Annotated in this window: 15 protein-coding genes; 6 read left to right on the top strand and 9 right to left on the bottom strand. The window is 71.6% G+C overall.

Going from position 1 to position 18,110, the window contains the following annotated elements:
* Positions 1-551 precede the first annotated feature (551 nt).
* Positions 552-1,979: a PP2C family protein-serine/threonine phosphatase gene (locus OG329_RS19830; RefSeq protein WP_405796868.1), complete on the top strand. Its 1,428-nt coding sequence runs from the start codon at positions 552-554 to the stop codon at positions 1,977-1,979.
* A gap of 49 nt (positions 1,980-2,028) precedes the next feature.
* On the opposite strand, the gene OG329_RS19835 is transcribed toward OG329_RS19830, so the two are convergent.
* Complete coding sequence (locus OG329_RS19835; protein ID WP_405796870.1) at positions 2,029-2,490, bottom strand: hypothetical protein; 462 nt, start codon at positions 2,488-2,490, stop codon at positions 2,029-2,031.
* 228 nt (positions 2,491-2,718) lie between these two features.
* Between OG329_RS19835 and OG329_RS19840 the strand changes: the two genes are divergently transcribed.
* The gene (locus OG329_RS19840) at positions 2,719-4,728 is read left to right on the top strand and encodes an FUSC family protein (protein WP_405801924.1); all 2,010 of its coding nucleotides are present in this window, start codon (positions 2,719-2,721) and stop codon (positions 4,726-4,728) included.
* 32 nt (positions 4,729-4,760) lie between these two features.
* On the opposite strand, the gene OG329_RS19845 is transcribed toward OG329_RS19840, so the two are convergent.
* The 6 genes from OG329_RS19845 to OG329_RS19870 all read right to left on the bottom strand — a co-directional run bounded on the left by OG329_RS19845 (position 4,761) and on the right by OG329_RS19870 (position 10,676).
* The gene (locus tag OG329_RS19845) at positions 4,761-5,198 is read right to left on the bottom strand and encodes an ATP-binding protein (RefSeq protein ID WP_405796871.1); all 438 of its coding nucleotides are present in this window, start codon (positions 5,196-5,198) and stop codon (positions 4,761-4,763) included.
* Between the two features lie 101 nt (positions 5,199-5,299).
* On the bottom strand, positions 5,300-5,536 hold the full coding sequence (locus OG329_RS19850; RefSeq protein ID WP_405796873.1) for a response regulator transcription factor: 237 nt from the start codon (positions 5,534-5,536) through the stop codon (positions 5,300-5,302).
* A 79-nt stretch (positions 5,537-5,615) separates the two neighbouring features.
* Positions 5,616-6,014, bottom strand: a complete 399-nt coding sequence (locus tag OG329_RS19855; RefSeq protein ID WP_405796875.1) for an RNA-binding S4 domain-containing protein — start codon at positions 6,012-6,014, stop codon at positions 5,616-5,618.
* A 10-nt stretch (positions 6,015-6,024) separates the two neighbouring features.
* Positions 6,025-7,749: an ABC-F family ATP-binding cassette domain-containing protein gene (locus tag OG329_RS19860; RefSeq protein ID WP_405796877.1), complete on the bottom strand. Its 1,725-nt coding sequence runs from the start codon at positions 7,747-7,749 to the stop codon at positions 6,025-6,027.
* A gap of 360 nt (positions 7,750-8,109) precedes the next feature.
* The gene (locus OG329_RS19865; protein WP_405796879.1) at positions 8,110-9,897 is read right to left on the bottom strand and encodes a hypothetical protein; all 1,788 of its coding nucleotides are present in this window, start codon (positions 9,895-9,897) and stop codon (positions 8,110-8,112) included.
* Positions 9,894-10,676 carry an ABC transporter ATP-binding protein gene (locus tag OG329_RS19870; RefSeq protein ID WP_405796880.1) on the bottom strand — a complete coding sequence of 261 codons (783 nt, stop codon included), beginning with the start codon at positions 10,674-10,676 and terminating at the stop codon, positions 9,894-9,896. Before OG329_RS19870 ends, OG329_RS19865 begins: the two co-directional genes overlap by 4 nt.
* Positions 10,677-10,798: 122 nt before the next feature.
* Between OG329_RS19870 and OG329_RS19875 the strand changes: the two genes are divergently transcribed.
* Positions 10,799-12,160 (top strand): sensor histidine kinase, encoded by a 1,362-nt coding sequence (locus tag OG329_RS19875; protein ID WP_405796881.1) that lies wholly within the window; start codon positions 10,799-10,801, stop codon positions 12,158-12,160.
* On the top strand, positions 12,157-12,822 hold the full coding sequence (locus tag OG329_RS19880) for a response regulator (protein ID WP_405796883.1): 666 nt from the start codon (positions 12,157-12,159) through the stop codon (positions 12,820-12,822). The genes OG329_RS19875 and OG329_RS19880 overlap by 4 nt, the downstream gene beginning before the upstream one ends.
* Before the next feature lie 100 nt (positions 12,823-12,922).
* Here OG329_RS19880 and OG329_RS19885 read toward each other — a convergent pair whose 3' ends face one another.
* Positions 12,923-14,977, bottom strand: a complete 2,055-nt coding sequence (locus OG329_RS19885; protein ID WP_405796884.1) for a PhoX family protein — start codon at positions 14,975-14,977, stop codon at positions 12,923-12,925.
* A 419-nt stretch (positions 14,978-15,396) separates the two neighbouring features.
* Here OG329_RS19885 and OG329_RS19890 point away from each other — a divergent pair, with 419 nt between their 5' ends.
* Positions 15,397-16,731, top strand: coding sequence for a VWA domain-containing protein (locus tag OG329_RS19890; RefSeq protein WP_405796885.1), 1,335 nt, complete (start codon positions 15,397-15,399; stop codon positions 16,729-16,731).
* A gap of 159 nt (positions 16,732-16,890) precedes the next feature.
* Positions 16,891-17,427, top strand: a complete 537-nt coding sequence (locus tag OG329_RS19895) for a DUF4240 domain-containing protein (protein WP_405796887.1) — start codon at positions 16,891-16,893, stop codon at positions 17,425-17,427.
* A gap of 130 nt (positions 17,428-17,557) precedes the next feature.
* Here the strand turns inward: OG329_RS19895 and OG329_RS19900 are convergent, their stop codons facing one another.
* Positions 17,558-18,055 carry a hypothetical protein gene (locus OG329_RS19900; protein ID WP_405796889.1) on the bottom strand — a complete coding sequence of 166 codons (498 nt, stop codon included), beginning with the start codon at positions 18,053-18,055 and terminating at the stop codon, positions 17,558-17,560.
* Positions 18,056-18,110 lie beyond the last annotated feature (55 nt).

Genomic DNA, 18,110 nt, shown 5'->3' on the forward strand with positions numbered 1-18,110 from the left:
GGTGGGAGGACGGCCGATCTGCCCCAGGGGTGCAACCCGTCGTACCGGGCGGAGGCAGCTAAACGTCACGTGGTCGCGGTCCTGGAGTGCGGCTCCGAACTGAAGCTCGCCACCCGCTGGTCGTCCAGATCACGGAGGGCGACGGCCGGGACGGCCCCATCCTGTCGTTCAGTCCGGAGGGCCGCCTGCTGGGCCGGATCGAGGCCGCAGGCGAGCACGGCGAGTTCGCGCCGGAGAAGGACAACGCGACAGTCGGCGTCGCGGACGGTCCGGGGAGGCGGACAACGAGAGCTGCGTACTCCAAGGGGTGCACGTCCAGGGGGACATGGTCGTCGCGGCGCGCTGGGGCGAGGGGGTACGCCCGCTGTCCGCGTACCGCACCTGGTGACACGGGCCCGGCCACCCAGGCCCGGCCACCCCGGGCCGGGCATCTGCGCCGACCGGGTGTCTGCCGGAACTGTGCGGCCAGTCGCTCGGCGGTGGGCACGGACCGCCGTTCAGATAGGGGCCGGGGGATACCCGGAGTGGACGGCGCGAGTGAGGCGGTTGCGATGGCGGAGGACCCGCAGGACACGGGAGACCGGGACGAGGACCCGCAGGACCCGCAGGACCCGCAGGACCCGCAGGGGGAGTCCACGACCGGGGAGACCACGACGGGGGAGTCCTACGTGTCGCTGCTGAACCTGCCGCTCAGCTCGGACCTCGACCGGATCAGCGAACAACTGCACACCTTGGCCCGTGCCCAGGGCGCCCTCCAGGAACTGCTCAAGGCAGTGCTCAGCATCTCCAGCGAACTGGAACTGCCCACGGTCCTGCGCCGTATCGTCAGCACCGCGATGAAGCTGGCCGGTGCCCGCTACGGAGCGATGGGAGTGCTCGACAAAGACGGCGAGTTCCTGTCCGAGTTCATCCCGCTGGGACTCACGGCGAAGGAACTGGCGGACCTGGAAGGCGTTGAACTCCCACGCGGACGCGGCCTGCTGGGACATGTGATCCGCCACCCCGAACCGCTGCGGGTGACCGACATCTCGACGCACCCGGAGTCGGCCGGCTTCCCGCCCGGACATCCGCCCATGCGCTCCCTGCTCGGTGTCGCCATCCGCGGACGCGGCGGGAGTTACGGCAACCTCTACCTCTCCGAACGCAAGGACGGGCGGCCCTTCGACCGGCACGACGAGCGGGTGATCCTCGCACTCGCGGGCACAGCGGGCGTGGCCATCGAGAACGCCCGTCTCTACCAACAGGTGCGCCGCAGCGCCGAACAGTTCCAGCGGCTGCTGCTACCGCAACTGCCGGACCTGCGTCCCTTCACGGCGGGTGCGGCCTACCGGCCCGCCAGCGCCCCCGCCGCACTGGGCGGGGACTGGTACGACGCCCTGCTCCTGCCGGACGGCGCCTGCGCGCTGATGGTCGGGGACGTGGTCGGCCACGACCTGTGGGCGGCGGCCAACATGTCGCAGATCCGCAACATGCTGCGGGCCCTGTGCTACGACAGGCGCACCCCGCCCGGCAGCATCCTCACCCAGCTCGACCGCATCATGCACGCCTGGGCGGACGTCCCTATCGCCACCGCCCTGCTGGGCCGCCTGGAACCCGCCGAGGGCGGCTGGCTGCTGCGCTGGACCAGCGCCGGACACCCGCCGCCGCTGTTGCTGCTGCCGGACGGCCGCACGCGGTACCTCGACACCGAGCCCGGGGTCCCTCTCGGGGTCGCCACCGAGCTGCCTCGCCCCGACCACTCCCAGATGGTGCCCATCGACAGCACCATCGTCTTCTTCACCGACGGCCTGGTGGAATGCCCCGGACAGTCGCTGGACGTGGGCATGGACGCGCTGGCGGTCACGGCCGCCCGGCACGCGGGCCGGCACCCGGAGGAGCTGTGCCTCGCGCTGGCCGACCACCACCCCAGCGACGGCCACGACGACATCGCCGTGATCGCCCTGCGCACCCCGCCCCTCATGGGCTACGGCCGCTCCTGACACCCCCGGACCTGGTCGCGCCCCGACGCCGTCGTACTCGTCGGGCCGCTCAGTCCTCCCGCGTATGGAAGAAGTAGAACGTCGCCACCGCGGTCGCCACCCCCACCGTCAACCCGATGCCGGACGACCGCAGCACACTCGCGTACGTGAGGCTGTGCAGGAACCCCACCGACACGCCCGCCACCGTGCCGTAGGCCATCGCGCGCAGCTCGGTCGCCATCGTCGTCGGAAGCCGCATCAGTACGAAGACGAGCACGGCCACCGCGAGGCCCGAGACCACGCCGAGGGTGATCTGGAGGGCGTTGAGCGGGGAGCCGTGGCGCTGGATGAACGGGGCCCAGATGCCGTAGAGGATGCCCAGCGAGACCGGCCACGCCACGGTGTGGATGGGGATGCGGCGCCTCCCGCTTCCCGGGGAGTGGCCCGGCGAACGCCGCGCGAAGCGCGACGGGCGCGCGTGCCGGGGCCCGGACGGGGTCCTGGGTGTGGACGTCGGTGCCTGTGTGGCCATGGCCGAGAACTCCTCCCGCTCGTCCCCTTTCCAGGGCACACCCGCCGACGTCCCGCGGCAACTCGGACCGCCGCGCCCCCACCCCGGGGCTGACAGCCCCACCCCCCGTAAGCCACTGTGTCGACCGTGATCTCTCCCCGCCCCGACCCGCCCGGCGCAAGGCCCGGTGTACGACCCGGCGCAAGGCCCGGCGCACGGCCGGCCGTCCGGCTCGCGCCTCCCGAGTGGCTGCTCAGCGGCCTGCGGCCGACGCCCGCCCCCATCCCGTGGGCGGCCGTCGTCCGTGCCGCCGTCGCGCTCGCCGCGCCGCTCGCCGTGGGACTCGCCGTCGACCGGCCCACATACGGCGCCCTCGCCGCCATGGGCGCCCTGTCCGGCGTGATCAGCGACACCGCCGACGCCTACCGGCTGCGGATACTGAACATCGCGATCCCCCAGCTCCTCGGCGCGATCGGCGTCACCCTCGGCACCCTCGTCTTCGGCCACGGCTGGCTCGCCGTCGTCGTACTGACCCTCGTGGCGCTCGTCTCCGGGATGATCTCCTCGATCGGCGCGGTGGCCTCGGTCTCCGGGCTGCTCCTGCTCCTGAACGCGGTCGTCGGTGCCGGTCTCCCCATGCCCCACCCCTGGTGGCTGGCTCCGCTGCTGCTCTCCTGCGGCGGACTCTTCGTGCTCGCGCTGTCCCTGCTCGGCTGGCCGTTCCGGGGGCGGGTCGCGGAGCGCACCGCCGTCGCCGACGCGTACCGCGCCTGCGCCGATCTGCTGGAGTCGGCGGGCCGCGAAGACCCGGGCTCGGGCTCGGACTACGACGCGAAGCGGCAGGCCGTCACCGCCGCGCTGAACCAGGCGTACGACCTCGTCCTCGCCCGCCGCGCCCGCGACCACGGCAGACGCGGCCCGCTCGTACGGCTGCTCTCGCAGCTCAACGTGCTCATCCCGCTCGTCGAGGCCGCGCCCGCCGCCCATCTGCGGCGCCGCCCGCTGCCGGACGAGATCCCGTCCGCCGTACGGAAGTTGGCGCAGGCGGTCGAGGAGGGCCGGCTCGGCGGTGCGGACCTCGATCTGCCGCCCGCCGGCACCCCGTCCGAGCGGGCCGTCGACGCCGCGCTGCGGCACGCCGCGTCCGTCGTGCACAAGGCCGACCCCGACCCGTACAACGTGGACGACCGCCTCGGCCTGCCCGCCGCCCTCGGCGTCCGGATCCGGCGGGCGGGGCGCGACATGCTGTTCAGCGGGTCGTCCTGGCGCTACGGGCTGCGCCTCGCGCTGTGCATCGGTCTCGCCCAGTCCCTGGTGTCGGTGATCGAGGTACCACGCTCGTACTGGGTCGCCCTCACCGTCACCTTCGTCCTCAAGCCGGACTTCGGCTCGGTCTTCTCGCGCGCCGTCCTGCGCGCGCTCGGTACGGCGGCCGGTCTCGTCGTCGCCGCGGCCGTGCTGTCGCAGGTACCGCGCGGCTGGTGGGACGTGCCGGTCATGGTGGTGCTCGCCGCGTTCATCCCGGCGGTCTCGGCGAAGAGTTACGGCTTCCAGACGGCGGCCATCACCCCCGTGATCCTGCTGCTGTCCGACGTGCTCAACCGCGAGGGGTTCGCCCTGGTCGTGCCGCGTCTCGTGGACAGTCTCATCGGCTGCGCGATCGCGCTGGTCGCGGGCTATCTGCTCTGGCCGGAGAGCTGGCACACCCGGATCGGCGACCGGCTCGCGGACGCCGTCGAGGACACGGCGGACTACCTGGCGTACGCGTTCGGCCCGGGGGCGTCGGGGGAGGCGTCGGCGGACACGTCAACAGCGGCGCTGCCGACGGGCGCAACGGCTGGGGAACTGGCGGCGGAAACGGCGGAAACGGCGGCGAACCAGGCGGAGCGGGTACGGCGCAGGCGCGTCATCTACCGCGATCTGTCCGTCGTACGCACCGAGTTCCAGCGCGCGCTCACGGAACCGCCGCCCACCGGCACGCGCGCCGCCGCCTGGTGGCCGCTGGTCGTCGCGCTGGAACGGATCATCGACGCGACGACGGCGGCCCGGGTACGCGTCAACCACGGGGCGCCGCCGCCCGGCACGGCCGAAATCGCGGACGCGGAGAAGCAGTTGCGGGAACTGGCGGCGCGGGTGCGCTCCAGTGTCGTCCTGGTGGACGTACGCGAAGGGTGGACGGCGGCCGACGAGGAGGGCGTACTGGCGCCGCTGCGACAGGAGTTGCGGGCGGCGCAGGCGATCACGTCACATCGTGGGTGAACACCGACACCGCGCGGACCCCGCCGGCACCTTCAATGGTCGGGCGCCTTCAACGTCACCCAGACCCGCTTCCCCGGCCCCTTCCTCGGCTCCACCCCCCAGTTCTCCGCCAGCGCGGTGACCAGCGCGAGACCGCGCCCGCACTCGTCGGGGTCGGAATCGGAAGCGAGGTCGGGACCGGGATCGGGCGTACGCGGCTGGGGCAGCGTCTCCCCCGCGTCCTCGACCTCCATCCGGAGCAGCCCGTCGGCCCGCCACGCGGTCACCACGATCTCCCGTCCCGGCGGCGATCCGTGCCGCAGCGCGTTGGTGACCAACTCCGACAGCAGCAGCGCCGCCGTCTCGCCCAACTCGCCCGACAGACCCATGATCTCCCGCAATGCCTCCCGCCCTCGGCCGACGCTGCGGGGATGGCGGGGGAGTCGTAGCTTCATGTGCTGGTCACAGTGCTGGTCACAGTCGTGGTTCATGAAGATGACCTTCCCCACGGCGGGGCCTTTTACTGTCCGTACACGGGAGCTGACCACGCAAAGTTGAACTTCACCGCCTCGACCACCACTTCGCGGTCCTACTAGCGGGTTGGTGGACCCGGATCGAAGCGTGCCCCCGGGTCGGCCACCCCCGTCCCGAAGGCCAGGACGACGGCCTGGGTGCGGTTGCCGACGCCCAGCCTGGCGAGCACGTTGCCCACATGGGTCTTCACGGTCTCCGTGCTCACCGTCAGCCGGGCGGCGCTCTCCTGGTCGGACAACCCCCGCGCCACGAGCCGTAGCGTCTCGGTCTCACGCCCGGTGAGCGCGGCGGTCACGGACGCGTCCCTCTGTACGGGGCGGCCGAAGGCTGATCCGCGAGCAGCGGACCCCGGTGCCGGACGTCCCCAACAGGGCTTAGTGGCCCTGGAGTTCGTCCAGTACGCGGCGCTCGCGCTTCGTCGGGCGGCCGGCGCCGCGTTCGCGGACCGCCACCGGGCCGGCGAACTCGCGGGGCGGGGGCGGTGGGCTGTTGTCCACGTAGCACTGGACGGCCACCGGCGCGCCCACCCGCTTGCGGACGATCCGCGTGAGCACGACCAGGCGCTCGCGCTCCGCGTGCCGGACACGGATCTCGTCGCCCACCTTGACCGGAGCCGCGGGCTTCACCCGCTCGCCGTTGACGCGGACGTGGCCCGCGCGGCAGGCGGACGCCGCCTGGGAGCGGGTCTTCGTCAGCCGTACGGACCAGATCCAGACGTCCGCGCGTACCGACCCCTGGTCCCCGTTCCCGGCATGAGCTTCAGCAGCAGCCATGCTCCCGAGCTTAGAGCGTGTCCGCCCGCGGCGCCCCGGGCATTTCCGACGACGCCTCCAGCGCCTCCCGCACCTCGTCCGCCGACGTCTCCCGCAGCTCCTCCCCGACCACCAGCCACCGAGTGATCCCGACCGATTCGAGGAAAGGCAGATCATGGCTCGCGATCAACAGCGCGCCCTCGTAGGACTCCAGCGCGCCCGTCAACTGCCGCACGGCGGCGACATCGAGACTGTTCGTCGGCTCGTCCAGCGTCAGCAGTTGCGGGGCGGGCGCGGCGAGCATCATCGCGGCGAGCGCCGCGCGGAAGCGTTCGCCGCCCGAGAGTGTCCCGGCGAGCTGCTGGGCCCGCGCGCCCTTGAAGAGGAAGCGCGCGAGCTGCGAGCGGACGTGGTTGTCGGTGACACCGGGGGCCAGGCGCGTGACGTTCGCCGCGATGCTCAGCTCCGGGTCGAGCACATCGAGACGCTGCGGCAGGAACCGCAGCGGTACGAAGGTCCTCGCCTCGCCCGACAGCGGCGCCAGCTCTCCGGTGAGCGTGCGCAGCAGGGACGTCTTGCCGGATCCGTTGCGCCCGACGAGAGCGATCCGTTCGGGCCCTCGCACGTCGAGGGTTCCCTCGCGCAGCCTCCCGTGGCGGGGCCGTACGTCACGCAGGGTCAGCACGGTACGGCCCGCGGGCACGGCGGTACGGGGCAGGCTCACCCGGATCTCGGCGTCCTCGCGGATCGCGTCCGCCGCCTCCTCGCGGCGCTCGCGCGCCTCGCTCAGCCGTTCCTCCTGAAGCACGCGCAGCTTGTCCGCCGACTCCTGCGCGGACCGTTTGCGTTCGCCCGCGACGATCCTCGGGGACTTGCGCTGGGCGTTGAGCTTCTTGTCGTGCCGCTGCCGGCGGGCGTTCTTGACGTGCGTCTCCTCCAGCTCCCGCTTCTGCCGGCGTACGTCCGCGTCGGCGGCGCGCAGCATGCGCCCCGCCGCCTCCTGCTCGGTGGCAAGCGCCTCCTGGTACGCGGACCAGCCGCCTCCGTACCAACTCACCGAGCCGTTCCGCAGCTCCGCGATGCGGTCGACGCGCTCCAGCAGCTCGAGGTCGTGGCTGACGACGACCAGCACGCCGGAGCGCCAGGAGTCGACGGCCTCGTAGAGCCTGCGGCGGGCCGGCAGGTCCAGGTTGTTCGTCGGCTCGTCCAGCAGCAGGACGTCGGGACGCTCCAGGAGCAGCGCGGCCAGGCGCAGCAGGACCGTCTCACCGCCGGAGATCTCTCCCACGGTGCGGTCGAGGTCGATGGCGCCGAGCCCGAGCGAGCCGAGCGTGGCGATCGCGCGTTCCTCGACGTCCCAGTCCTCGCCGACGGTCTCGAAGTGTTCGTCGCGTACGTCTCCGCTCTCGATGGCGCGCAGCGCGTCGCGCCGCTCGGCGATGCCCAGGGCCTGATCGACGCGCAGGGCGGTGTCGAGGGTGATGTTCTGCGGCAGGTAGGCGAGGCTGCCGCCCACGGTGACCGACCCGCCGGAGGGCCGCAGCTCGCCCGCCAGCAGATGCAGGAGGGTGGTCTTGCCGGTCCCGTTGGCGCCGACGAGGCCGGTACGGCCGCGTCCGACGCTGAGGGAGAGCCCGTCGAAGACGGGCGTGCCGTCCGCCCACCGGAAGGACAGCGCGGAGCAGGTCAGGGAGGCGCTGGGGGTGGTCGGGGTGCCGGCGTTGCTGGGGTTACCGGCGTTGCTGGGCAGAGCCATGGTGGTGTCCTCGTGGGGCGCGGTGGGACGGGGGACGTCGAATGCGACCACCACGCGGCGACCGGGCCCGTACGACGGGCCGGCGGGCCTGAGCCCAGGGAGGGGATGCGGCCGCCGCCCGAGAGGTCACGGACGGCACAGGCATCGAGGTCGCTGCCACGCGGGCGTACGGCTGGAAACGACGAAGAAGCCGTGGAGCCGTACGGCGTGCTGATCGCGAACCTCAGATGCGCAACGTCCACCTCTATCGGAGACGACAAGGACGGGGTCGACCATAGGCGACGGGGGCGGGGGAGGCAACGGAGTTCCGGGGGCGGAGCCCGGGTGCGGGACCCCCGTACCCGCACCCGGGCCCACCCCTCACGTCCCCACCGGGCTCCGCTCCTCGTTGCTCTTGATCGAGCCCCGTTCCAGTCCGTCCAGCCAGCCCTTGGCAGCCACCGCCGCGGACTGCTGTGCGGCGATGGCCTTGCCGTAACGCAGCCGTACGAACGTCTCCGGCAGCCGCGTTTCCAAGCGGCGGTGGGCGAGGCGGCCCAGCCACCAGAAGGCGAGCAGACCGTTGGCCAGCCCGAGCGGGACCGCCGCCCATGTCAGCCAGGTGGTCCCCGTCAGTTGGCCGGTGAGTCCGACCGCCGCCGTGGGGAGGGCCGGGATCAGCGTGGCGTATACACCGATCCAGATCTGGTATGTGGTGTCCCCGGCGTCGTTGGGCCCCACCCGGTACTTGGGGTCGACACCCGGCGTCGCCGCCACGACCGACAGCAGCACGGCGACTCCGACCGCCGAGCCGAACAGCGACAGCAGCAGCGAGAGCACCAGCGGCCACGCCCAGTGCTCGCCCGAGACCAGGATGAACACCGCCGTCATGACGACCGACAGCGGTCCGAAGAGAATCAGCAGCGCCGTCTGCCGGCCCCGGATGTCCGCGCGGACCGTGCCCTTCTCGGCGCCGACCACGGTCAGCCACAATGCGGTGCCGTCCTGGCCGAGCAGATTGCAACTGCCCAGCGCCGTCAGCATCACCATCGACAGCCCGGCGAACGGCAGGATCCCCGGTTTGTCGGCGATCAGACAGATCACTGCGACGAAGACGCCCGTCCAGATACCGGTCTGCAACTCCAGCGACCGCCACGGGTCGCGCCACCACTGGCGCAGCTCCTTGCCCGTGACGGCGCCGAGCGGAGTGGCGGGCAGCACGGGCCGGCCGGTCAGCACGTCGCTGCCCAGCGGGCGGAATCTGCGCCGGGCGATCCTGGCCGGGGCCTTCGGCGTCAGCAGCAGGGCGCACAGCCCGGCCAGGACACCGGCGGCGGCGGTCAGCGCGAGCAGCCACCCGGCGGCGACGGCGGGGCGTCCGTCGGCCGCCGCCTCGACGGCCAGCACCGGCCACGACGTCGGGGACGCCTCGAGCACCCGGGCCGCCGTCCGTCCGGGCAGGCCCTCCCGTACGACCTTGACGACGCCCTCCGACGTACCGGCGACAGCGAGCCAGCCGACGAACAGCGCGGCGACGAGCAGCCCGTACTGGACGGACGACATGGCCACGCCGAGCCGCGAGCCCATGGCCGAGCCCATCAGCGCGTACACGATGCGGGACAGCGCGACCATGAACAGCAGTGTCGGTACGACGGAGAGCAGCGCGACCGGCACGGCGGCGGGGGCCAGGTCGACTGCGTGCACGGCCGTCGACGCGAGCGACAGGAGGCTGACGACGGGACCGTAGCCGACGCACGCCGCGGCGAGCAGCGCGAGGCCGAGCTTGCGCCGGTTCAGCGGCAGCAGCGAGAAGTACGCGGGGCGCAGGACGCCCGCGCCGGAGGCGAGCACCGGGCCGAGCATCCAGCCGACACCCCACACGGCCAGGGTGAGCAGCAGCACATCGCGCCGCGCGGCGGCCCCGTCGGCGAGGACGACGACCGCCCAGGTGGCGAGGACGGACAGCGGCCAGAAGACGACCCGGCCCAGCCTCAGCCCCTCGGAGGAGTGGCCGAGGATGGTCAGTTTGAGGCGGACGAGGGCGGTGACGGTGGGTGCCAGCGCCATCCCGGCCGCGCCACCCTCCGTACCGGCTTCCGCACCACCCGCCGCGCCACCCTCCGTACCGCTCCCCGTACCGCTCCCGCTCCCGTTCATGGCCGCGGTCACGCTTCCGCCCCCAGCCAGGTCAGCTCTTCCTCATCCATGCCGTCGCGCCCCACAAGCCGCACGAAGGCATCGTCCAGCGTCCCCTCCCCGCTGACCTCCGCCAGCGTGCCGTCCGCGCGGACCTGCCCGTCCGCGATCACCGCCACCCGCTCGCAGATCCGCTCCACCAGGGGCATCACATGGCTGGAGACGATCACCGAACCGCCGGCGGCCGTGAAGCGGCGCAGGATGCCGGTCAGTACGCGCGCCGAGACCGGGTCGACCGCCTCGTACGGCTCGTCGAGCACCAGCATCTTCGGCGCGTGCAGCAGCGCCGTCGCGAGGCCGATCTTCTTGCGCATACCGGTCGAGTACTCGATGACGAGGGTCCCCGCCTCCTCGGCCTCGGTCAGCTCCATGACCCGCAGCAGTTCGGCGGTGCGCGCCTGGACGGTCGTACGATCCATGCCGCGCAACTGGCCCCAGTACGTGAGCAGTTCACCGCCCGTCAGCCGCTCGGGCAGGGCGAGGCCGTCCGGCAGGACGCCGAGCAGGCGTTTCGCCTCCTCGGGGCGTTCCCATACGTCGACGCCGAGCACCCGCGCGGTGCCGCTGGTCGGGCGCAGCAGCCCGACCGCCATCGACAGGGAGGTCGTCTTCCCCGCGCCGTTCGGGCCGACCAGGCCCATCAGACAGCCGCGCGGTACGGAGAGGTTCACCGTGTCGGCGGCCCGTTTCTCGTTGAAGACCTTCGTCAGTCCGACCATCTCGAAGGCGGGTCCGTGTCTGTGGGTACTCATGGCTCCAGCGTTCCGCCGCGTCCCCCGGGAGGGCCATTGGCCGAGCGGCCAGGACTGCTGGCCGATCGGCCAGGAGATGTGCGACAGCGTGACGTACGGCGGCGCCCGCTTAGGCTCGGAGCATGAGCCATCCGCTCGAAGACAGCCACCGGCCCGACTCCGTGTCGAGGTCGATGCTGCCCGGCGCGCCGGCCTTCCACGTCGAGGGCGGCGCAGCACGAAACGGGCCGGTCGGCGGACCCGCCCGCCGCACCGCCCGTGACTGGATCGTCGACGCCTCCGTCTTCGCCTGGGCCGTGGGCTGGTGGGCCCTGATCCTGACCTACCAACTGCCCGCGTACGGGCACCTCCCGGACTGGATGGCCGCGGTGGACGCGCCCCTCGGCGCGCTCGCCTGCCTCTCCCTCTGGTGGCGCCGCCGCTTTCCGCTCCTCGTGGCACTCCTCTCGGTGCCCTCGGGCGCGCTGGCCAACACCACCTTCGGCGCGGGCTCGGTGATCATCCTCAACCTGGCGATGCGCGTCCCCTGGCAGCGCTCGGTGCCGGTGCTGTGCCTGATGATCGCCGCCGGCGCGCCGTACGTGCTGCTCCTCACCGTCCCGTACGAGGGCGGCTGGCTGGTCGCGGGCTTCGTACTCGCCTACTACCTGGTCTTCTTCGCCTGGGGCACCGCGTTCCGCGCCCGCCGCCTCCTCGTACTGAAGCTGCGCGAGGACGCCGACCGGGAGCGCGCGGAGCACGCCCGCCGTCTCGTCGACACCCGTCGCGCCGAACGCACCGCGATCGCACGCGAGATGCACGACGTGCTCGCCCACCGCATCTCGCTGCTGTCCGTGCACGCCGGGGCCCTCGCGTACCGCACACGGCGCTCCGTCGCGGGGGTCGGCCCGGAGCTGAACGGCACCGAGATCGCCGAAAGCGCGCAGGTCATCCGTGACAACGCGCACCAGGCGCTGGACGAGCTGCGCGATGTTCTGTACGTGCTCCGCACCGAGAACGCCGAGAACACCGAGACGCGGGACGGTGAGACCGCCCCGCCCCAGCCGAAGATGGCCGACCTGAAAGCCCTCGTGGACGAGGCGCGCGCGGCGGGCCAGACGGTGGACTTCCGTACGGAGACGAAGGAGGACGGCACCGGCTCCCCCGCACCACGTCCGCAGCTCCAGCGGACCGTCTACCGCGTGGTCCAGGAGGGCCTGACCAACGCCCGTAAGCACGCGCCCGGTTCACACGTGACGGTGAGCGTGCGCGCGGGCTCACCTCCTACCGAGGTGACGGTCGAGGTCAGCAATCCGCTGCCGATCGGAGTGACCGAGTCGGAGATCCCCGGCGCCGGGGCGGGCCTCACCGGTCTGCACGAACGCGTCGAGCTTGACGGCGGCACACTGCGTCACGGCTCCGTGAACGGCACGTTCACCCTGAGCGCCCGGCTACCGTGGTACTCACCCCCGGCCACCGGCCCGGCTCCGACGGAGGGCAGATGATCCGCGTACTGCTGGCCGACGACGACGCCCTCGTCCGCGCCGGGCTCAGGATGATGCTGCGCGGTGCGGACGGCATCGAGATCGTCGCCGAGGTCGCCAACGGCGCCCAAGTCGCCGACGCCGTAAGGGACACGGCCCCCGATGTCGTCCTGATGGACATCCGGATGCCCGTCATGGACGGCATCACGGCGACCCGCCAACTGACGGTCGCGGAGGGCGCGGAGGGCGCGGGCGGCACGGAGCCCGTCCCCCGGGTGATCGTGCTGACGACCTTCGACTCGGACAGTACGGTGCTGCGCGCCATGCGCGCGGGGGCCGCCGGCTATCTGCTCAAGCACACCGAACCGGAGGAGATCGTCGAGGCGGTCCACCGCGCGGCACGCGGCGAACCGGTCCTCTCCCCGTCCGCGGCCCGCGCCCTGATCGACCACGCGGCGGCACCCGAGCGCGCGGCGGAGGCGACGAGACGGCTCGCGCTGCTCACGGAACGCGAACGCGAGATCGCGGGCGCGGTGGCGGAGGGGCTGTCCAACACGGAGATCAGCGAGCGGCTGTACGTCTCCGTGGGCACGGTGAAGGCGACGATCTCCAGCGCGCTGGCCAAGCTGGGCCTGGACAACCGCCTCCAACTGGCGCTGCTGGCCCACGACGCGCGTACGTAGGGGGTACGTAGGGGGCAGGTAACGGCGATCGCCGGACGGGCTTCGGAAGAAGCAGCCCGTCCGGCGATCGAGCACCGACCTACATCAGAACGTCAGAACATCAGACGCCGATGTCGCCGCCGTCCTTGCGCCAGACCGCCACCACCGACGGGCGGACCATCTTGCCGCGCCCGTCAGGCCACGCGCTCAGCGGGTTCTCCACCGTCGCGCCGTCGATCTCGCCCGGGTGCTGCACCGCCACCAGGACGCGCCGGTCCTGGACGATCGGGCCGCAGGTCTCCGCGCCGTTCGGGACGGTGAGGAACTGCTTCAGCTCACCGCGCCGCTCGCCCTGCGTCGCCACACCGAACAGACCGTCGTGCGAGCCGAGTTGCGCGCCGTCCGTGGCGATCCACAGGTTGCCGTGCGCGTCGAACGCCACGTTGTCCGGGCAGGAGATCTGGCTGACCTTGTCCTTGGGGAAGCCCGCGAAGTACGTCGCCGGGTCCTTCGGGTCGCCCGCGACCAGGAACAGCCGCCAGGCGAAGCCGTCGCCCGCCGGGTCGTCCCAGTTCTCGGCCAGCTCCAGGATCTGACCGTGCTTGTTGGCCTTGCGCGGGTTGGCCTCGTCCGCGCCCGCCTTGCCCGCGGCGCCGCGGTCGCTGTTGTTCGTCAGCGCGACGTACACACGGCCGGTGCGCGGCGAGGGCTCGACGTCCTCGGGGCGGTCCATCTTCGTGGCGCCGACCTTGTCACCGGCGAGGCGCGTGAAGACGTACACCTCTTCGGCGGTCATGCCGGGCACGTGCGAGACATCGCCGGTGGCGAGCGCAATCCACGTACCGGAGCCGTCGAACTCGCCGTCCTTGGGCAGCTTGCCGCTGCCGTCGAACTCCTCGGCCGGGCTGTCGCCGGTCAGCTTGGCGACGTACAGCGTGCCCTCGTCCAGCAGCGTGAGGTTGTGCTCCCGGGCGGAACGGCTGTCGCCCTTCTTCATCGCCTTGGACGACACGAACTTGTAGAAGTAGTCGAACTTCTCGTCGTCGCCCATGTAGACGACGGCCCGGCCGTCGGTGGTCAGGCGCGGCTGCGCGCCCTCGTGCTTGAAGCGGCCGAGCGCGGTGCGCTTGCGCGGCGTGAAGTCGGGGTCGTACGGGTCCAGCTCGACGACCCAGCCGAAGCGGTGCGCCTCGTTGGGCTCCTGCTTGAGGTCGAAGCGCTTGTCGAACTGCTCCCACTTGCGCTCGGTGGCGGCGGTGCCGATGCCGTAACGCTTGTCGGTGGCGCTCGATCCGTTGGCGAAGTACTGGTTGAAGTTCTCCTCGCCCGACAGGATCGTGCCCCACGGGGTGGTGCCACCGGCGCAGTTGTTGAGCGTGCCGTAGACCTTCTTGCCCGTGCCGTCCGCGGAGGTGCGCAGGAGCGCGCTGCCCGCGGCCGGTCCGGTGAGCCGGAATTCGGTGGTGACGGTGATACGGCGGTTCAGCTCGTGACGCGGTACGACGGTGAGCTTGCCGGTGCGGGACTCCTCGTCCACGACGACGACCGACAGGCCGTGCGCGGCCCAGGCGATCTCGACCTGCTCGCGGGTGGGCTTGGCGGAGTCGTATCCCTTGAACATCAGGATCTCGTCCGTGTACTCGTGGTTGGCCACGAGGAGCTGCTTTCCGCGCTCGCCCTTGAGCGGGAGCAGGCTCAGGAAGTCGTTGTTGTAACCGAACTGGCCGGCCTGCGCCTTGGCGGTCTGCTTGTCCGGGTTGAACTCCGGGGCGCCGCGCAGGATCGGGTCGCCCCAGCGCACGACGATGTTCTGCGAGTAGCCGTCGGGGACGGTCACCTTGTCGGCGGTGTTGGGCGCGACGGGCGCGAAGCGCAGTCCACGGGCGCCGTCGGGCGTCTTGCCGCCCTTGCTGTCGCCGGAAAGGGGGGCGGCGGCGGCCGGGGAGTTGCCGGGGCCGGCGGCGAAGGTCGTACCGGCTGCGGCGGCGACGGTCACGACGGCGGCGCCGCGCATGACGGAGCGGCGGGAGAGCGCACCGGCTATGACGTCGCCGACGTACTCGTTGTCACTGGTGTTGGGCGTCTCGTGGAAACACGCGTCACCGCAGCGGTAACGGCAGGTCATGGCGGAACGTCCGCCCGGGTGCGAGTTCAGCAGCGGCAGCAGATTGCGCACTTTCCCCTCCGATGGGCTCTACTCGGCGCGCCCTGCGCCGACAATGTGTCGGGATATGTACGGCGGCGACGCTATGCGCGTAGGCCCCCGGTTCAGCGGCCTCAAGATGAACGCGTGATGAATGTGAGTTGACCGGCATCGGCAGGGCTTCGGCAGACGTTCGGCGAGGCGTGGGGCGGGGCGTTCGGCGGGGCTTGGGACGGGGCTTCCGCCGGGGCCTCGGCCGTACGCCGGACGGACATCCGTGAGGGTCACATTCCAGGTCGCGGGGCGCCCCTGCCGGGGCATGCGCCGGGTGGCCGCTAACCTTACGTATCCGCCGTGGCCAGGGATGCTGAGTTTTGGTTGGGGCACGTCCCCGGATCCCCTGTTCCAAGTGCGGATATATGCCGCACCCAACTCATCTGAAAGGCTCGCCCATGGGCATTCGGAGCTTGCTGCGCAAGGTGTTTGGACGCGAGCGTGCGGAGCGTGACGAGTCGGTGGCCACGACAGTGCCGGCCCAGACCGAGCGCACGCATCAGCCAGAGCCCACAACGCCCTCCACGACCACGACGACGGCCACCACGGCCACGACGGCGACGGCCACCGCCAAGGTGCCCGCCCCGGCCAAGGAGCCGTCACCCGCCGCGGAGCCGGTCCTCGCGGAGAAGTCCAGGACGAAGACGGAGGCGGAGAAGGCCGAGGACCTGGTCGCCGCCGCCTTCGACAATCCCAGCGTTCCGGCCCAGACCAAGCGGGAGGAGCCGAAGACGGCAACGGTCCCGGCCCAGGCGCAGGCCCAGTCCACGCCGGAGCCGGAGCCTGAACCGGTGGTCGAGCCGGTGGCGGAGGTCGTACCGGAGCCGGAGCCGGAGCCCGAGCCGGTCGTCGTACCGGAACCGGAACCGGTCGCGGAGGTCGTACCCGAGCCCGAGCCGGAACCCGAGCCGGAGCCGGTCGCCGACGTCCTGCCGGAACCCGAGCCCGAGCCGGAGCCGGTCGTCGTACCGGAACCGACCCCCACCCCCGAGCCGTTGGCAGCCGAGCCGTTGGCGACCGAGCCCGCAGCCGAGCCGGCGGGCAAGCCCGCGTACTCCGCCGCCCGCGTCAAGACCAGCGCGCCCGGCCTCCTCGACGCGTACAAAAGCGCGGGCGCCGCGCTCAAGGACCTCGGCCTGGCCGGGGAGCGCGCGACCGTCTATCTCGTGCTGGACCGTTCGGGTTCCATGCGCCCGTACTTCAAGGACGGCAGCGCGCAGCACCTCGCCGAGCAGACGCTCGCGCTCTCGGCCCACTTGGACAAGAAGGCGACCGTGCAGGTCGTCTTCTTCTCGACCGACATCGACGGTACGGGGGAGGTCACCCTCACGTCGTACGAGAACCGGGTGGACGAACTGCACGCCGGGCTCGGCCACATGGGCCGTACGAACTACCACCGCGCGGTGGAAGAGGTCGTCGCCCTGCACGAGAAGTCCGGCAGCACCGGCCCGGCGCTGGTGATCTTCCAGACGGACGGCGCGCCGACCGCAAAGCAGGCGGCGGAGCAGGCGTTCGCGGACGCGGCGAAGCTGCCGCTGTTCTGGCAGTTCGTGGCGTTCGGCGAGCACGAGGCGAAGGGTTTCGACTTCGCGCGCAAGCTGGGCGCGGACGAGAAGGCGCCGAACGTGGCGTTCTTCCACGCGGGCCCGGCCCCCAAGGACCTCCCGGACGCGGAGGTCTACGGCCAACTGCTCGCGGCACTGCCGGTTTGGTGGTCGGCCCGCAACGCCTGAGTCCTGTTCCACAGGCGACGGCACGACATCGATCACCAGTCACCGATCACCAGTCACCGATCGCCACCACGAGACGCGCCTTCCGGCCGACAACTGCCGGAGGGCGCGTCCGGTTTGGTCTCCGGCCGCGTTGTCAGTGCCGGGTGCCATGATCTGGATATGAACAAGCAGCAGTTCTGGCAGCTCATCGACGCTGCCCGCGATCAGGTGTCCGACTCGGGGGACGGCGAGGCGGTCGCCCGCCGGGCAAGCGAAATCCTCGCCGGCCGCCCGGCCGAGGAGATCGTCGCGGCCCAACAGTCCTTGTGGGACCTGATGGCCGACTCGTACACGAGTCCGCTGTGGGCGGCTGCCTACATAACCAACGGCGGCTGCTCCGACGACGGATTCGACTACTTCCGCGCCTGGTTGCTGGCGCGGGGGCAGCAGGTCTTCGAGCGAGTGGTCGCCGATCCCGACACTCTCGCGGAGCTGCCTGTCGTACGGGCTTCGGCGGCGGAGGGGGACGAGCTGGAGTGCGAGTCGGTGCTGGGCATCGTATGGGACGCCCATATCAAGGCGACGGGCGCGGAGCTTCCCGACGACGCGTTCTCCATCCGGTACGCGGCGTTGGACCCGGGCTGGGACTTCGATTTCAGCGACCACGCGGAAATGAGCCGCCGGCTGCCCCGCCTGGCAGCGCTCCACCTCGTATAGCTCCACCTCGTATAGCTCCACCTCGCACAGAGGCTGCGGCTCTCACCGTGTGCGCGACACCCGAAGCTCCGTGAGACAGCGCTTGGTGATCCGGCCTGCGTACCGCCGCCCGTCGGGCCTGGCGGGATTCTCAGATCGTGGGAGGTGAGGAAGGCGGTGGTGGCGGTGTGGCCGGTGGTGGACCGGCAGGCGGAGGAGGCTGGTTGGCCTGCGGGTCGGGGTACGGCGGCGCCGGGTACTGCTGCTGTGGATGCTGCTGCGGCGGATATTGCTGGGCGGGCGGGTACTGCTGCGGCGGATACGGGTACGGCGGCGGCAGATACTGTACGACCGGCGGAGGCGGCGTCGGCGGGTCGGGCCGGGACACCACCAGACGGATCATCGCGGCCAGCATTCCCGGCACGACGAGGACCGCGACGTACAGCAGAGGGGCGTATTCGTCGTCGGCGGACTCGTCCCAGATGCTCGACGTGCGCTGCTCGCTGTAGAGATACGCGATGAGCAGAGCGACGAGCGACATGCCGATGTAGATACCGATCCACAGCCGCCGCGCGGAGGGGTTCCGGACGGGCAGCAGCCCCAATATCAGCCACAGAAGCACCAGCGGTAACCCAGCGGTGATCGCCATCCAAAACCCCCGATAACAGAAGGGTTTTGACCTTCGCACACCAACTGCCCCTTGT

It is taken from the genome of Streptomyces sp. NBC_01506 (assembly GCF_045040295.1).
Lineage (GTDB): Bacteria > Actinomycetota > Actinomycetes > Streptomycetales > Streptomycetaceae > Streptomyces.

Excerpts from the sequence above, each read along its gene's own strand:
- OG329_RS19855 (WP_405796875.1), bottom strand. The coding sequence starts at position 6,014 with ATGGCTGCTGCTGAAGCTCATGCCGGGAACGGGGACCAGGGGTCGGTA.
- OG329_RS19890 (WP_405796885.1), top strand. The coding sequence starts at position 15,397 with ATGGGCATTCGGAGCTTGCTGCGCAAGGTGTTTGGACGCGAGCGTGCG.
- OG329_RS19875 (WP_405796881.1), top strand. The coding sequence starts at position 10,799 with ATGAGCCATCCGCTCGAAGACAGCCACCGGCCCGACTCCGTGTCGAGG.
- OG329_RS19835 (WP_405796870.1), bottom strand. The coding sequence starts at position 2,490 with ATGGCCACACAGGCACCGACGTCCACACCCAGGACCCCGTCCGGGCCC.
- OG329_RS19830 (WP_405796868.1), top strand. The coding sequence starts at position 552 with ATGGCGGAGGACCCGCAGGACACGGGAGACCGGGACGAGGACCCGCAG.
- OG329_RS19895 (WP_405796887.1), top strand. The coding sequence starts at position 16,891 with ATGAACAAGCAGCAGTTCTGGCAGCTCATCGACGCTGCCCGCGATCAG.
- OG329_RS19880 (WP_405796883.1), top strand. The coding sequence starts at position 12,157 with ATGATCCGCGTACTGCTGGCCGACGACGACGCCCTCGTCCGCGCCGGG.
- OG329_RS19900 (WP_405796889.1), bottom strand. The coding sequence starts at position 18,055 with ATGGCGATCACCGCTGGGTTACCGCTGGTGCTTCTGTGGCTGATATTG.
- OG329_RS19870 (WP_405796880.1), bottom strand. The coding sequence starts at position 10,676 with ATGAGTACCCACAGACACGGACCCGCCTTCGAGATGGTCGGACTGACG.
- OG329_RS19860 (WP_405796877.1), bottom strand. The coding sequence starts at position 7,749 with ATGGCTCTGCCCAGCAACGCCGGTAACCCCAGCAACGCCGGCACCCCG.
- OG329_RS19845 (WP_405796871.1), bottom strand. The coding sequence starts at position 5,198 with ATGAACCACGACTGTGACCAGCACTGTGACCAGCACATGAAGCTACGA.